The organism is Lentzea sp. JNUCC 0626 (assembly GCF_043632865.1).
Classification (GTDB): domain Bacteria; phylum Actinomycetota; class Actinomycetes; order Mycobacteriales; family Pseudonocardiaceae; genus Lentzea.
The window spans coordinates 10,524,419-10,539,566 of the sequence record NZ_CP171635.1 but is presented as its reverse complement, the minus strand read 5'-3'; the positions used below and the strand labels follow the sequence as shown (position 1 = coordinate 10,539,566).

Below are 15,148 nucleotides of genomic sequence, written 5' to 3'. Positions count from 1 at the left end.
ACGGCGGCTCGGTCGCCGGGAAGCCGGTCGTCCGGCCGAATCGCTCGTGCCGAATTGGGCTTCGCCGAATTCGGCACGAGCGGTTGACCGGACCACCGGCGCGACCTCGCACCACGCGGTTCCTCTCTCCCACGATCCAGGACGCACCCGGACGGGCCTCCAGGGTTGTAACCACCGGTGAACGGGTGTGAGATCGAACACTACGACTTGACGGAGGTCGCCATGGGAAGCAAGAACTCCGACAACGGCACATCGGCAGGCGCGGTCGCTGTAAGCGACCCGGCCAAGGTCCGCAACGTCGTGCTCGTGGGCCCGTCCGGCGCGGGCAAGACGACGCTCACCGAGGCCCTGCTCGCCGCCACCGGGGTCCTGAACCGCGCCGGTTCGGTCACCGAGGGCACCACGGTCTGCGACCACGATCCAGCGGCCGTGCGACAACAACGGTCGGTAGGCCTCGCCGTGGCCCCGATCCAGCACGGGGACATCAAGATCAACCTGATCGACACCCCCGGCTACATCGACTTCGTGGGTGAGCTCAGGGCAGGACTGCGGGCCGCGGACGCGGCCCTTTTTGTTGTCAACGCCTTCGAGGGCGTCGACGCCGCCACCATCGCGTTGTGGGAGGAGTGCGCTCTCGTCGGCATGCCGCGTGCCGTCGTCATCACACGCACGGACCACCACCGCGCGAACTTCGCCAACGAGGTCATCGAGTGCCAGGCCGCGTTCGGCGCCGGCGTCGTGCCGCTCTACATGCAGGAGGGCGACGCGCTGGTCGGGCTGCTGACGTCGGGTGAGAACCACCCCGAGGAACGGGCGGCGCTGATCGAGGGCATCATCGCCGAGAGCGAGGACGAGTCCCTCATGGACCGCTACCTCGAGGGCGAGGAGATCGACCAGGACACGCTCATCAGCGACCTGGAAACGGCCGTGGCGCGCGGCTCGTTCCACCCCGTGATGCCCGTGTGCGCCGCAACGGGCATGGGCTTAGTCGAACTGTTGGACGGCATCGCGCGCGCGTTCCCGTCACCGCTGGAACACGAAGTCCCGTCCGTGACGTCAGTGGACGGCATCCCGCAGCCCCGCATGGCCGCCGACCCGGACGGGCCACTCGTCGCCGAAGTGGTCCGCACCGCCGTGGACTCCTACGTCGGCCGCGTGTCGCTGGTCCGCGTCTTCTCCGGCACCCTGCGCCCCGAACGCCCGGTGCACGTCTCCGGCCACGGCATGGCCGACCGAGGCCACGAGGACCACGACGCCGACGAACGCGTCGCCCACATCTACTCGCCGCTGGGTTCGTCGTTGCGCGAGGTCCCGTACTGCGTGGCGGGCGACCTGTGTGCGTTGACCAAGCTCACCACAGCCGAGACCGGCGACACCGTGTCCGCGCCCGAGCAGCCACTCCTGATGGCGCCGTGGAACATGCCGGAACCGTTGCTGCCCATCGCCGTCGTCCCGCGCACCCGCAGCGACGAGGACAACCTGGCGCGCAACCTCAACCGCCTGGTCGCGAGCGACCCGACCCTGCGCCTCGACCGCAACCCCGAAACCCACCAGATGGTCCTGTGGTGCATGGGCGAGGCCCACGCCGACGTGGTGCTCGCGCGGCTGCGAGCGGGCGGCGCGGAGATCGACACCGAACCGGTGCGCGTGCCGTTCCGCGAAACCTTTGCCGGGTCCGCGAAAGGCCACGGCCGACACGTCAAGCAATCCGGAGGTCACGGCCAGTACGCCGTGTGCGACATCGTGGTCGAACCGCTCCCCCGCGGCTCCGGCTTCGAGTTCGTCGACAAGATCGTCGGCGGCTCGGTCCCGCACCAGTTCATCCCGTCGGTGGAGAAGGGCGTGCGGGCGCAACTCGAACGAGGCCTCCACGACGGCACACCGGTGGTCGACGTCCGCGTGACGCTGGTCGACGGCAAGGCGCACTCGGTCGACTCGTCCGACGCGGCCTTCCAGACGGCCGGGGCGATGGCGTTGAAGGAAGCCGCTTCCGCTGCCCGGACCCAGTTGCTGGAGCCGATGGACGAGGTGTTGATCCGGTTGCCCGACGAGCACTTGGGCACCGTGCTGGGTGATCTGTCCGGTCGGCGTGGGCGGGTGCTCGGGACCGAGGCCGGTGAGGGCGGGCGCACGGTGATCCGGGCGGAGGTGCCTTCGTCGGAGTTGTTGCGGTATGCGATCGAATTGCGGTCGTTGACTTCGGGGACGGGCACGTTCAGCCGCCAGTTCTCCCGTTACGACCCGCTGCCGGAAGCGCTGGCGGCCCGCACCAGGTAGAGCGAGGGCGGCCCGCGGATCTGGCGCGCGGTCGAGCCGGGCCGTCACGACGAGCCCGGCTGCCGCGAGCCTGCGCGTCTCCTCGTCCGGGCCGAGGAGTGGAACGTCAGGTCGACGTCGCTGTCTCACCACTGCGTGCGCGTCCTCGCCTGTCCCGCAGACGTGGCCGGGACCGCAGCCGACGTCCAGGACGGGACCGTCGGCCAGGTCCGCGACCGCGTCGAGCAAGGCGCGGTCCAGCTGTTTGTCGGCGATCTTGTCGGACCCCGCGAGTACGTTGAAACGCAGGGGTTCCCGGTTAGGGGGACCCCTGCGTCAGCGTGCGCGAGGGCCGGTCTAGGTGTTCTGCGGGAACCCGAGATTGACGCCGCCGTGCGACGGGTCCAGCCAGCGCGACGTCACCACCTTCGAACGCGTGAAGAAGTGCACGCCGTGCGGGCCGTACGCGTGTGCGTCGCCGAACAACGATTCCTTCCACCCGCCGAACGAGTAGTAGGCGACGGGCACGGGGATCGGCACGTTCACGCCGACCATGCCCACCTCGATCTCGTTCTGGAACCTGCGCGCCGCGCCGCCGTCGTTGGTGAAGATCGCGGTGCCGTTGCCGTACCGGTTCGAGTTCACCATCTCGACGGCCTCCTCGTAGGAGGAGCACCGGACGACCGACAACACCGGGCCGAAGATCTCGTCGGTGTAGATCGTCATGTCCGTGCCGACGTGGTCGAACAGCGTCGGCCCGAGCCAGAACCCGCCGGACTCGCCGTCGATCGGGTGGTCGCGGCCGTCGACCGCGAGCACGGCACCGGCCTGCACGCCGGCGTCCAAATAGGACGTCACCTTGTCCCGGTGCACGCCGGTGACCAGCGGGCCCATCTCGCAGGCAGCGCCCGACCCCACCTTCACGTCGGCGATGCGCGACTTGATCCTCTCCACGAGCGAGTCGCCGACCTCGCCGACGGCCACGACCACCGAGATCGCCATGCAGCGTTCGCCGGCGGAGCCGAAGCCCGCGGAGACCGCGGCGTCGGCCGCCAGGTCCAGGTCGGCGTCGGGCAGAACGACCATGTGGTTCTTGGCTCCGCCGAGAGCCTGGACGCGCTTGCCGGCAGCGGTGCCGGTTTCGTAGACGTAGCGGGCGATCGGGGTGGAGCCGACGAACGAGATCGCCTTCACCACAGGATGTTCGAGCAACCTGTCGACGGCCACCTTGTCGCCGTGCACGACGTTCAGGACGCCGTCGGGCAGGCCCGCCTCGGCGAACAGCGAAGCGATGAACAGCGAGGCGGAAGGGTCCTTTTCGGACGGTTTGAGCACCACGGTGTTGCCGCAGGCGATTGCGGTGGGCACGAACCAGAGCGGGACCATGGCCGGGAAGTTGAACGGCGAGATCACGCCTACGACGCCGACCGGTTGCTGGATGGAGTAGACGTCGACTCGGGTCGAGGCGTTCTCGCTGAAGCCGCCCTTCAGCAACGAAGGGATGCCGCAGGCGTACTCGACCGATTCGAGGGCGCGTTGGATCTCGCCGGCCGCGTCGGAGACGACCTTGCCGTGCTCGGACGACACCAGTCGGGCCAGCTCGTCCTTGCGGGCGTTGAAGAGCTCGCGGAACTTGAACATCACCGTCGAGCGCTGAGCCAGAGAGGCGTTGCGCCACGACGCAAACGCTTCCGCAGCAGACGACACGGCAGCGTCCACTTCGGACACCGAGGCGAAGGCGACCTGCGAGGCAACCTTGCCGGTGGTCGGGTCGTAGACGTCACCGACCCGCGAGGAAGCCGAATCCCAGGGCTTGCCGTTGATCCAGTGCTTGATCACGCCTTCTCCACCGCCTGAGCCAGGATCCCCAGCGCCTCTTCGAGTTCGTCCTCGGTCAACGTCATCGGCGGGGCCAGCCGGATCACGTTGCCGTAGAGGCCGCCCTTGCCGACGAGCAGCCCGAGCGCCTTCGACTCCGCCAGCACGACGGAGGCGGCAGCCGCGTTCGGTTCGCCCTCGGGGCCGACGAACTCGACGCCGACCATCAGGCCCTTGCCGCGCACGTCGCCGATCACCGGGTACTTCTCGGCCAACGAGCGCAGGCCGCCCAACAGCCGGGAGCCGAGCTTCGCCGCGTTGGCCTGGAGGTCGTGGTCCAGCAGGTAGTTGACGGTGGCCAGGGCACCGGCCGTGGACACCGGGTTGCCGCCGAACGTCGAGATCGAGTTGGCGTTGATCGTGTCCATCAGGTCGCCGCGCGCGACCACGCCGCCGATCGCGAGACCGTTGCCGAGGCCCTTGGCGAACGTCATCGCGTCCGGCACCACGTCGTGCGCCTGGATGCCCCAGAAGTGTTCGCCGGTGCGGCCCCAGCCGGTCTGCACCTCGTCGGAGATGAAGAGAATGCCGTACTCGTCCAGCACGTCCTTGAACGCGCGGAACAGGCCGTCGGGCGGGGAGGTGAAGCCGCCGACGCCCTGGATCGGCTCGGCGATCATGCACGCCACGTCGCCGGACGTGGTGGTCTCGATGATCTCGCGCAGGTCGTCGACGCACGCCTTGACGTAGTCGGCGTCGGAGAACGACTTGAACGGCGAGCGGTAGCGGTAGCCGCCGTGCACCCAGCTGACCTTGATCGGGGACAGGGCCGAGGCCGACCAGCCGCGGTTGCCCGTGATGGCGATCGTGGCGAACGCACGGCCGTGGTAGCTGTTGCGCAGCGCCAGCACCTGTTCGCTGCGCCGGGCCTGGGTGGCGAGCATGAGCGCGGTCTCGTTGGCCTCGGTGCCGGAGTTCGTGAAGAACACCTTGGCGTCCGGGATGCCGGAGAGTTCCGCGATCTTCTCGGCCAGTTCGACCTGCGAGCGGATCAGGTACAGCGTCGAGCTGTGCAGGACGCCGGTGTCGAGCTGCGACCGGATCGCGTCGCTGATCTCGGCGACGTCGTAGCCGATGGCGTTGGTCAGGATGCCCGCGAAGAAGTCCAGGTAGGTCGTGCCCTCGCGATCGGTCACCCGGCGCCCGGAAGCGCTCGCGATCTCGATGGGCTCGTCGTAGTAGAGGGCCAGCCAGTTCGGCATCACCGCGCGGTGCCGGGCCAGCAACTCCTTGTGGGCCATCTCGTCCTCCAGGGGGTCAACCGCCTGAGTCCGAAGTCTGCTGGCGGACGACCTGGGCCGCCATGCACAACGTGTACCCGGATCGGCTGGTTGGCATTACGTTGTGTCCATGTACCCGACGGTCGCCGAAGTCGTCGCTCTGCCGGTGATCCGGCAGGGAAAGCCCCGTCTGGTCGCCGGATCGGCAGGCCTGGCCCGGCGGGTCCGGTGGGTCCATGTGGCGGAGATCGCAGACATCGCGCCACTGCTGCGCGGCGGCGAACTCGTGCTCACGACCGGCGTGATGCTGCCCGAGTCGGGGCTGGCGCGGTACGTCGAGGAACTGGCCGCGGTCGGCTGCGCGGGATTGATCGTCGAACTCGGGCGCCGGTGGCGCGACGACGTGCCCGCCGCGCTGGTCACCGAGGCCGAACGGCACGGGTTACCGCTGGTCACGCTCACCGAGGAGACCAAGTACGTCGCCGTCACCGAGGCCGTCGTCGGGTTGATCGTGGACGCCCAGCTCGCCGAACTGAGGGCCGCCGAGCAGGTGCACGAGACGTTCACGGCGCTCACGGTCGCGGGCGCGGAACCCTCCGAGGTGCTGCGGGAGGTCGCGCGGACGTCCGGGCTCGCGGTCGTGCTGGAGACGCTCGGCCACGACGTGCTCGCCTACGACGCCGCCGGGCACGACCCCGTGACGCTGCTGGACGACTGGGCCGCGCGCTCGCGGGCCGTCACCGTCACCGAACGGACCGCCTACGACACCGCGTCCGGCTGGCTGATCACGATCGTCGGGGCGCGCGGCGCCGACTGGGGACGGCTCGTGATGGTCTCGCCGGAGCCGCCGCCGCACCGGCACGTCGTGGTCGCCGAACGCGCCGCCTCGGCGTTGGCCGTGCACCGGCTCGTGGCCCGCGACCGCGAGTCGTTGGAACGCCAGACGCACCGGACGTTGCTCGCCCAGCTGCTCGGCCAGTCGCCGCAGTCACCGGACCTCGGCGCGCGGGCGGCGGCCCTCGGTGTGCCCCTCGAACGACGCCAGCTCATCGGCGTCGCGGTGCGCCCGGTGTCCGTGCTGCACGGGCAAACGCTTGCCACCCAGGAAGTCCTGCGTGATCTTGCCGAGGCGACGGCACTGGCCGCGCGTCGCGTCACGGTCGCGGCACTGGTCGGCGTCGTGGACGACACCTCGGTGCGCGCGCTGCTGTCGGTGCCGATGACCGTTGGGGTGGAAGGGGTCCTGCGCAAGGTCGCCCGCGAGATCCACCGCACGGCGGCGTCGGACGTGGTGATCGCGGTGGGCACGACCGTGACGTCCACAACGGACGTTCGGCGCTCGCTCGGGGAGGCCGCGCACGTGGCCGGGGCGGCGTTGCGGGCGCCGGGATCCCAGCTGTACCACCGGCTCGACGACGTGCGGTTGCGCGGCCTGCTGCACCTGCTGCGCGAGGACGAACGGGTGCGGGCGTTCGCGGACCGCGAGCTGGGGCCGCTGCTGCGCCGCGATTCGGCGCAGGGGTCCCGGCTGGTCGAACTGCTGCGGTGCCTGTGCGAGAACGGCGGCAACAAGTCGGCGGCCGCGGCGGCCGCGCACCTCTCCCGCACCGCGTACTACCAGCAGCTCGGACGGATCGAACAGGTCCTCGGCGTCTCGCTGGAGGACCCGGAGTCCGTGCTCTCGCTCTACGTCGCGCTGCTGGTGCACGAAATGGGCCCGTGAGCGCGCACGGGCCCATTTTCGACGTGCGAGAACTCAGCCGTTGATCGTCGGGAGGGTGCCCGAGAGAACGTGCGGGTTCGGCACGACGCTGTTGGCCGGCAGGTCGGACAGCGCGGGAGCCTGCAGGTCGCCGACGTGCGCGTTGCCAGTCAGGTCCTGGGCGTGCGGCAGCGACGGGAGGGTGCCGAGCTCGGCCGCGACCGGGTTCGGGAGGGTGCGCTCCTCGGCGCCACCCGGCAGGGCCGGGATCGGCAGGTCGCCGCCGACGGGGGCCTTGATCTGGGGCAGCTGGACGGCGTTGGCCGACTCCAGCGGGTTCGCGTGCTGCGTGGCGTCGGTGATCAGCTTGTCCGCGCCGACCTCGGGAACGCCGGCGCCGACCTGCGGGAGCTCGGCGGCGCTGGCCGTACCCGCGAGCAGCGGGGCGGCGCTGGCGGCGAGCAGGGCGGCGGCACGGAACAGTCCGGTACGAGACACAGTTTTCCTCAATCTGGTTTTGGGGACCGATCTTCGATTTCATCGGCGCGTTCGGTTCGTGAATTAACCCGCTCGATCGGGTGGTGAGGGTTTGAACCTCACGCGACGGGAGGTCCTACCGTCATCGGGGTGACCCGTTGGAGCGTTGGTGACCTGGCCAAGGCGAGTGGACTGACCGTCCGCACGCTGCACCACTACGACGAGATCGGGTTGGTCGTCGCCTCCGAGCGCACGTCCTCCGGTCACCGTCGGTACACACCGGACGACGTCCGGCGCCTCTATCAGGTGAGATCGCTGCGCCAGCTCGGTCTCTCGCTGGAAGAGGTCCGGTCGGCACTGTCGCGTTCGGACTCGCTGCGCCCTCTTTTCGAGGCCCAGCTCGCCGCACTGACCGCGCAGGCCCAGCAGGTGGAGGCACTGCGGTCGAGGCTCACCGCGTTGCTCGACGGGCACACCACCGAGTCCCTTCTGTCCACTTTGGAGATGATGTCCGTGTACGAGAGCTACTTCACCTCGGACCAGCTCGGCGACATGCGGTCGCGAGCGGCGGCGATGGGCCCCGAGGCCGTCGAGGCACTGAAGGCGTCCTGGTTGGAGCTCGTCCAACAACTGCGGCAGCACATGGCCGACGGCACCCCGCCGTCGGACCCGCGCGTCGTGGACCTGGCCCGGCAGTGGGACGAGCTGGGCGCCAGGTTCACCGGTGGTGACGCGGCGATCCAGGCTGCGGCACAACGTTCTTGGAGCGAGCACAAGACGTCGATCAGCAGCCAGATCGGCTGGCCCGCCGACGACGGCCTGGTCGACTACGTAAACCAGGCGCGGGCCGCGAGATGACCTGACAGGGTGGTCGTCATGTCCGCTGATGACGACGCCCGCCGCCTGCAAGCCGCCAATCCGACCGGATGGTTCGAGGAGCTCTACGCGGAGGCAGACGCCGGCACTGCCTCTGTCCCGTGGGACGTCCCCCATCCGCAACCGCACCTCGTCGAATGGGCCACCTCCTCCGACGGCACCGGCCGACGCGCGTTGGTCGTGGGCTGCGGTCTCGGCCGCGACTCGGAGTTCCTCGCCTCGCGCGGGTACGAGGTGACCGCGTTCGACATCTCCCCCACCGCCATCGCGGCCGTCCAGGCGCGCCACCCGGACTCGAAGGTGTCCTACGTGGTGGCCGACCTGCTGAACCCGCCCGCCGAGTGGCACCGCGGGTTCGACCTCGTCGTCGAGAACATGACGGTCCAGGCGCTGCCCGTGGAGATGCACGCCGAGGCCACCGCGAAGGTCTCCTGGCTCACCGGGTCGACGTTGCTCGTCCTCGCCGTCGCCCGCGACGAGGGCCCCACCCCGGACGGTCCGCCGTGGCCGCTCACGCCGTCCGAGATCGAGGCGTTCGCCGCCGACGGCCTCACCGCCGGGTCGATCAAGCGGGACAACGGCAGGTGGGTCGCCGAGTTCACCCGCGACAACTGACCATGAACTGGCCACTTATGACGGTCGTCCGCCGCTTAGCGTGAATCATGCTCGTTCGTCGGCTGATCGCCCGTCTGCTCGACTGGCTCCTGGTGCTGGTCGTGGTCTGGCCGTTGGTCCACGAACCCGCTGCCGTGGTGCTCTGTGCGGCGGTGTACGACGCTCTGCTGCTGCGCGTGAACACCGTCGGCAAGGCCCTCACGGGGTTGCGGGTCGTGGGCCCCGCGTCCGGCCTGAACCTCAGACGTGTGCTGGCGCGCACGCTCGTCACGACCGCGCTCCCGGGCGCGGGCGCGGTGCTCGTGCTGACCGGTCTGGGCTGGCGGGAGCCCGCGCTGATGACGACTCTCGGGTGGCAGCAGCCGTGGGTCGTCGTCGGCGAGCACGTGAGCGCCGGGTCGGCGGGCTGGCTGTCGTCGTTGCTGCTGGTGAGCGGGTTCGTGTTGCTGGTGCTGTCCATCGTGGAGGCGCTGGACCTGCGCGGCACCCGGACGTGGCACGACCGCAAGGCCGGGACGGCCGTGGTGCGGCTCAAAGTCGCTGCGCGATGAACCGCAGCGCGTCCGGCAGCACGCGGCGCCAGTAGCCGTCGGTGTGCTCGCCGTGCTCGAACGACCCGGTGGCGCCGATCGCCGTCGCCAGGTCCCGCGCCGGGTCGTGGAACGGATCCTCGACCCCGCACCACACGCCGGCCGGTGACGTGATCCTCTCGCTGTGCCGCAACGGTTCGTGCTCCTCCCACACCTCCCGGGAGGCGAACCCGCTGATCCGCTCGGCGTCCTCCCAGGACGGGAAGAGCGCGGGGCTGATCGCGGCCACGGCCTTCAGCGGCCGCCGGGACGCGAGGTCGAGCACGCCGAACCCGCCCATCGACACGCCGAGCGCGGCGTCGAACTCCACCGGTGGCGTCAGGTTCACCCAGTAGTCGTCGGCGCCGTTGACCACGGCGCACCGGAACCCGTGTCCGTGCAGGAACCTCGGCAGGCCCAGCCGGTCCCACCAGCCGACGCTGCCGCCGCGGCCGTGCAGCACGAGCACCGCCGGCCCGGCCGCACCCATCCAGGCACCCCACGGCATGGGCTGAACAGGTACAGGTGCGACGTCGGGCACCACCCCGTCCGGGCCCGTCCAGCCGAGCAGGCGACGGCCGCGCGGGGTCAGCGCGCCGTACGTCCCCGCTGCTCCCAGCACCCCGACGCCCCCGAGCAGGACCGCCCGTCGCGACATCCCCATGCCGCCAGTGGAACACAATGTGCGCCGATCATGACAAGCGTGGACACTCTGACACTGCCACACCTGCGGCGGCGGACCCAGGATTCCGGGGTGGAATCCGACCGGGTTGACGTTGTTTCAGCAGCGTAACAGGGGGTTGTCCGATGGCAGTCGAGTCCTCACCGCCCCAGGTCACACCTGATGGCCGCGTCGAACTGAGCGACACAGGTCCCATCGAGAACAGCAGGTTCTTCAACCCCGAACTCGCCCCCGTCCCCGTCGAGAAGCGGACGTGGTCGACCTACAACTTCTTCGCGCTGTGGATGGGCATGGCGCACAACATCCCCAGTTACACGCTCGCGGCGTCGTTGATCGCGATCGGCATGGACTGGGTGCAGGCGTTCCTCACGATCACCCTCGGCAACCTGATCGTGCTGGTGCCGATGCTGCTCAACAGCCACGCGGGCACGAAGTACGGCATCCCGTTCCCCGTGTTCGCCCGCGCGTTCTACGGCATCCGCGGCGCGAACCTGGTGGCGTTGCTGCGCGCGTTCATCGCGTGCGCCTGGTTCGGCATCCAGACGTGGGTCGGCGGCAAGGCGCTGCACGTGATCATCGGGCGGCTGACCGGTGACGGGTGGACCAAGGCGTCGTCGATCGGCGGGCAGCCGTGGACGTTGTGGTTGTGCTTCTTCGGTTTCTGGGTCGTGCAGATGCTGGTGATCTGGCGCGGCATGGAGGCGATCCGGCGGTTCGAGAACTGGACGGCGCCGCTGGTGAGCGTCGGGTTCCTGATCCTGCTCGGGTACGTGCTGGTGAAGGCCGGTGGGTTCGGGCCGATCCTCGACCAGAGCAGCACGCTCGGCTGGGGACCGGACTTCTGGAAGGTCTTCTTCCCCGCGCTGATGGGCATGATCGCGTTCTGGTCGACGCTGTCGTTGAACATGCCGGACTTCACCCGGTTCGGTGGCTCGCAGAAGAAGCAGGTGACGGGGCAGATCCTCGGTCTGCCGACCACGATGTCGTTCATCGCGATCGTCGCGATCCTCACGACGTCGGGCGCGCACGTGCTGTACGGCGAGGCGATCTGGGACCCGGCGGACCTCGCGTCCCGCTTCGACAACACGTTCCTGGTGATCATCGCGTTGATCTCGCTGGTGCTGGCGACGATCTCGGCGAACCTCGCGGCGAACGTCGTCAGCCCGTCCTACGACTTCTCGAACGCCTTCCCGCGCAAGATCACGTTCGCGGTCGGCGGCCTGATCACCGGCGTGATCGGCATCGTGATCCAGCCGTGGCGGCTGATCTCCGACCCGAGCATCTACATCTTCGCGTGGCTCGGGTTCTACGGCGGCCTGCTCGCGTCGGTGGCCGGCGTGTTCGTGGCCGGGTACTGGGTGATCAAGAAGACCCGGCTGGAGCTGGCCGACCTCTACCTCGACGGTCGCGGCGCCTACTGGTTCAACGGCGGCTGGAACTGGCGCGCGGTCGTGGCGACGCTGGTGGGCTCGGTGCTCGCGGTCGGCGGCGCGCACGGCGGGCCGTTCCCCGAGGACGGGCTGATCCCGTTCCTCAAGTTCCTCTACGACTACAACTGGGTCGTCGGCTTCGCGGCCGGCTTCCTGGTCTTCCTCGCTCTGAAGGACAACTCGGCAAAGGAGACGACCAGGTGAGCAACATCATCCGGGCGGCGCTCGTCCAGCAGAAGTGGACGGGCGACAAGGAGTCGATGATCGCGAACGCGGTCGAGCACATCCGCACTGCCGCTTCTCAAGGCGCGCAGGTGCTGTGCCTCCAGGAGCTCTTCTACGGACCGTACTTCTGCCAGGTGCAGGACGCGGACTTCTACTCCTACACCGAGTCCATTCCGGACGGTCCGACCACGCGGCTCATGCAGGAAGTGGCCGCTCAGCACAACATCGTGCTGATCGTGCCGATGTACGAGGTCGAGCAGCCGGGCGTCTACTACAACACCGCGGCCGTGATCGACGCGGACGGCACGTACCTCGGCAAGTACCGCAAGAACCACATCCCGCAGGTCAAGGGCTTCTGGGAGAAGTTCTACTTCAAGCCCGGCAACCTCGGGTACCCGACGTTCGACACGGCGGTCGGGCGCATCGGCGTCTACATCTGCTACGAACGCCACTTCCCCGAAGGCTGGCGCGCTCTCGGGCTCGCGGGCGCGAAGATCGTGTTCAACCCGTCGGCGACGTCCCGATCGCTCTCCGAGTACCTGTGGAAGCTGGAGCAGCCCGCCGCGGCCGTCGCGAACGAGTACTTCGTCGGCGCGATCAACCGGGTGGGCGTGGAACCGTTGGGTGACAACGAGTTCTACGGCCAGACGTACTTCGTGTCACCGCGCGGCCAGCTCGTCGGCGACGCGGCGTCCGACACCGAGGAAGAGCTCGTGGTGCGCGACCTCGACCTGGACCTGCTGACCGAGGTCCGCGACACGTGGGCCTTCTACCGCGACCGCCGTCCCGACACCTACGAGGGCCTGGTGACGCCGTGAGTGTCCTGATCCGCAACGGCCTGGTCATCAACGCGACCGGTTCGCACGCCGCCGACGTGCTGATCGAGGGCGAGCACATCGCGGCCCTCGTGACCCCCGGTTTCAAGGTGCAGGCCGACGAGGTGATCGACGCGGCCGGGAAGTACGTGATCCCCGGCGGCATCGACGCGCACACGCACATGGAGATGCCGTTCGGCGGCACCCAGTCCGCGGACACGTTCGAGACCGGCACGATCGCGGCGGCGTGGGGCGGCACGACCACGATCGTCGACTTCGCCGTGCAGCCCAAGGGTTCGTCGTTGTTGTCCACTCTGGACAAGTGGCACACCAAGGCCGACGGCAACTGCGCGGTCGACTACGGCTTCCACATGATCATCTCCGACGTGACCGACGAGTCGCTGAAGGAGATGGAGTCCTGCATCGCGGCCGGGGTGAACAGCTTCAAGATGTTCATGGCCTACCCCGGCGTGTTCTACGCGACCGACGGCGAGATCCTGCGCGCCATGCAGAAGGCGCGCGAGACCGGTGCCACGATCATGATGCACGCGGAGAACGGCATCGCGATCGACCAGCTCGTCGCGCAGGCACTGGCGTCCGGGCTCGGCGACCCCGTGCAGCACGGCCTGACCAGGCCGCCAGAGCTGGAGGGCGAGGCCACGTCCCGCGCGATCCAGCTCGCGAAGGTGACCGGGTCGCCGCTCTACATCGTGCACCTCTCGGCGTCGCAAGCGCTTGACGCCGTGACGGCCGCGCGGGACACGGGCCAGAACGTGTTCGCCGAGACGTGCCCGCAGTACCTCTACCTCTCGCTGGAGGACCTGGCCCGTCCCGGGTTCGAGGGCGCGAAGTACGTGGCGTCGCCGCCGTTGCGTCCCAAGGAACACCAGTCGTCGTTGTGGCGGGGGTTGCGCACCAACGACCTCTCCGTCGTGAGCACCGACCACTGCCCGTTCTGCTTCAAGGACCAGAAGCAGCTCGGTGTCGGCGACTTCTCGAAGATCCCGAACGGCATGCCCGGCGTCGAACACCGCGTCGACCTGCTGCACCAGGGCGTCGTGAAGGGTGAGATCACCCGCGAACGCTGGGTCGAGATCGTCGCCACCACACCCGCGCGCATGTTCGGCATGTACCCGCGCAAGGGCGTGATCGCACCGGGAGCCGACGCGGACGTCGTGATCTACGACCCTCAGGCGTCCCAGACGATCTCCGCCGACACGCACCACATGGCCGTGGACTACTCGGCCTACGAGGGCTTCGAGCTCACCGGTGCCGTCGAGACCGTGTTCTCGCGCGGCCGCAAGGTGATCGCCGACGGCGCCTACCACGGCTCGACGGGCCACGGCCGCTTCGTGACCCGCGACCTCAACCAGTACCTCGTCTAGGAAAGGCGCCACCCGTGGACTTCGGTGTAGTGCTTCAGACCGACCCGCCGGCGCGGGACGTGGTGGAAGGCCTTCGCGCGGCCGAGGACTGCGGCTTCCGCTACGGCTGGACGTTCGACTCCTGCGTGCTGTGGCAGGAACCGTTCGTCATCTACTCGCAGGTGCTCGCCGCGACCCGCGACCTGGTCATCGGCCCGATGGTCACCAACCCGTCGACGCGCGACTGGTCGGTGACGGCGTCGTTGTTCGCCACCCTGAACGACATGTTCGGCAACCGCACGGTCTGCGGCATCGGCCGAGGCGACTCGGCCCGCCGCGTGATCGGCCAGAAACCGGCCTCCCTGGCCACGCTGGGCTCCGCGATGCACGTGATCAAGGAGCTGGCGGAGGGGCGAGAGGTCGAGCACCACGGCACGCCCGTGCAGATTCCGTGGGTGCGCAACGGAAAGCTCGAGATGTGGATGGCCGCCTACGGTCCGCGCGCGTTGAAGATGGTCGGTGAGCAGGCCGACGGCTTCATCCTGCAGACCGCCGACCCGGACATCGCTCGCTGGACCATCGGCTCCGTGCGTGAGGCGGCGGTTGCGGCTGGGCGTGACCCGTCGGCGATCACGATGTGCGTGGCCGCCCCCGCGTACGTCGGCACGGACCTCGCTCACCAACGCGACCAACTGCGGTGGTTCGGTGGCATGGTCGGCAACCACGTGGCGGACCTCGTTGCGCGGTACGGGGATTCGGGCGTCGTGCCCAAGGCCCTGACCGACTACATCAAGGACCGCGAGGGCTACGACTACGCCCACCACGGCAAGGCGGGCAACCGTTCCACCGACTTCGTGCCGGACGCGATCGTGGACCGCTTCTGCCTGGTGGGCCCGGAATCCGCGCACATCGAGCGGTTGCAGGAGTTGAAGGAGATCGGGGTCGACAACTTCGCGCTGTACCTGATGCACGACGAGAAGGACAAGACCCGCGACGCCTACGGATCGGCGATCATCTCCGCCGTCTAGGTGCCGTCCGG

The 15,148-nt window shown here is 69.0% G+C and carries 13 protein-coding genes; 9 read left to right on the top strand and 4 right to left on the bottom strand.

The features are described 5' to 3' along the window. Window positions 1-222: 222 nt before the first annotated feature. Window positions 223-2,277, top strand: a complete 2,055-nt coding sequence (locus tag JNUCC0626_RS49220) for an elongation factor G-like protein EF-G2 (protein ID WP_394617483.1) — start codon at window positions 223-225, stop codon at window positions 2,275-2,277. Window positions 2,278-2,613: 336 nt separating this feature from the next. Here JNUCC0626_RS49220 and JNUCC0626_RS49215 read toward each other — a convergent pair whose 3' ends face one another. After that, window positions 2,614-4,095 (bottom strand): CoA-acylating methylmalonate-semialdehyde dehydrogenase, encoded by a 1,482-nt coding sequence (locus tag JNUCC0626_RS49215; RefSeq protein WP_394617482.1) that lies wholly within the window; start codon window positions 4,093-4,095, stop codon window positions 2,614-2,616. After that, complete coding sequence (locus JNUCC0626_RS49210) at window positions 4,092-5,375, bottom strand: aspartate aminotransferase family protein (protein WP_394617481.1); 1,284 nt, start codon at window positions 5,373-5,375, stop codon at window positions 4,092-4,094. Before JNUCC0626_RS49210 ends, JNUCC0626_RS49215 begins: the two co-directional genes overlap by 4 nt. A gap of 109 nt (window positions 5,376-5,484) precedes the next feature. On the opposite strand from JNUCC0626_RS49210, the gene JNUCC0626_RS49205 reads away from it, so the two are divergent. Then, complete coding sequence (locus JNUCC0626_RS49205) at window positions 5,485-7,077, top strand: PucR family transcriptional regulator (RefSeq protein WP_394617480.1); 1,593 nt, start codon at window positions 5,485-5,487, stop codon at window positions 7,075-7,077. A gap of 33 nt (window positions 7,078-7,110) precedes the next feature. Here JNUCC0626_RS49205 and JNUCC0626_RS49200 read toward each other — a convergent pair whose 3' ends face one another. Further along, on the bottom strand, window positions 7,111-7,554 hold the full coding sequence (locus JNUCC0626_RS49200; RefSeq protein WP_394617479.1) for a hypothetical protein: 444 nt from the start codon (window positions 7,552-7,554) through the stop codon (window positions 7,111-7,113). Between the two features lie 129 nt (window positions 7,555-7,683). On the opposite strand from JNUCC0626_RS49200, the gene JNUCC0626_RS49195 reads away from it, so the two are divergent. Genes JNUCC0626_RS49195 through JNUCC0626_RS49185 form a run of 3 tightly spaced genes read left to right on the top strand, consistent with a single transcriptional unit; the run spans window position 7,684 to window position 9,575 of the window. Next, on the top strand, window positions 7,684-8,391 hold the full coding sequence (locus JNUCC0626_RS49195; protein WP_394617478.1) for a MerR family transcriptional regulator: 708 nt from the start codon (window positions 7,684-7,686) through the stop codon (window positions 8,389-8,391). An 18-nt stretch (window positions 8,392-8,409) separates the two neighbouring features. Next, complete coding sequence (locus JNUCC0626_RS49190) at window positions 8,410-9,024, top strand: class I SAM-dependent methyltransferase (RefSeq protein ID WP_394617477.1); 615 nt, start codon at window positions 8,410-8,412, stop codon at window positions 9,022-9,024. Window positions 9,025-9,071: 47 nt separating this feature from the next. Next, window positions 9,072-9,575, top strand: a complete 504-nt coding sequence (locus JNUCC0626_RS49185; protein WP_394617476.1) for a hypothetical protein — start codon at window positions 9,072-9,074, stop codon at window positions 9,573-9,575. On the opposite strand, the gene JNUCC0626_RS49180 is transcribed toward JNUCC0626_RS49185, so the two are convergent. Continuing rightward, window positions 9,556-10,257: a hypothetical protein gene (locus tag JNUCC0626_RS49180; protein WP_394617475.1), complete on the bottom strand. Its 702-nt coding sequence runs from the start codon at window positions 10,255-10,257 to the stop codon at window positions 9,556-9,558. The two genes, JNUCC0626_RS49185 and JNUCC0626_RS49180, sit on opposite strands and share 20 nt — an antisense overlap. 143 nt (window positions 10,258-10,400) lie before the next feature. Here JNUCC0626_RS49180 and JNUCC0626_RS49175 point away from each other — a divergent pair, with 143 nt between their 5' ends. The 4 genes from JNUCC0626_RS49175 to JNUCC0626_RS49160 are packed head-to-tail and all read left to right on the top strand — an operon-like array spanning window position 10,401 to window position 15,137. Beyond that, entirely contained in the window at window positions 10,401-11,909 is a 1,509-nt protein-coding gene (locus JNUCC0626_RS49175) for an NCS1 family nucleobase:cation symporter-1 (protein WP_394617474.1), read from the top strand. Next, complete coding sequence (locus JNUCC0626_RS49170; RefSeq protein ID WP_285641124.1) at window positions 11,906-12,748, top strand: nitrilase-related carbon-nitrogen hydrolase; 843 nt, start codon at window positions 11,906-11,908, stop codon at window positions 12,746-12,748. The genes JNUCC0626_RS49175 and JNUCC0626_RS49170 overlap by 4 nt, the downstream gene beginning before the upstream one ends. Beyond that, complete coding sequence (gene hydA, locus JNUCC0626_RS49165) at window positions 12,745-14,130, top strand: dihydropyrimidinase (RefSeq protein WP_394617473.1); 1,386 nt, start codon at window positions 12,745-12,747, stop codon at window positions 14,128-14,130. The genes JNUCC0626_RS49170 and hydA overlap by 4 nt, the downstream gene beginning before the upstream one ends. Window positions 14,131-14,144: 14 nt before the next feature. After that, window positions 14,145-15,137, top strand: coding sequence for a TIGR03842 family LLM class F420-dependent oxidoreductase (locus JNUCC0626_RS49160; protein WP_394617472.1), 993 nt, complete (start codon window positions 14,145-14,147; stop codon window positions 15,135-15,137). Window positions 15,138-15,148: the final 11 nt, after the last annotated feature.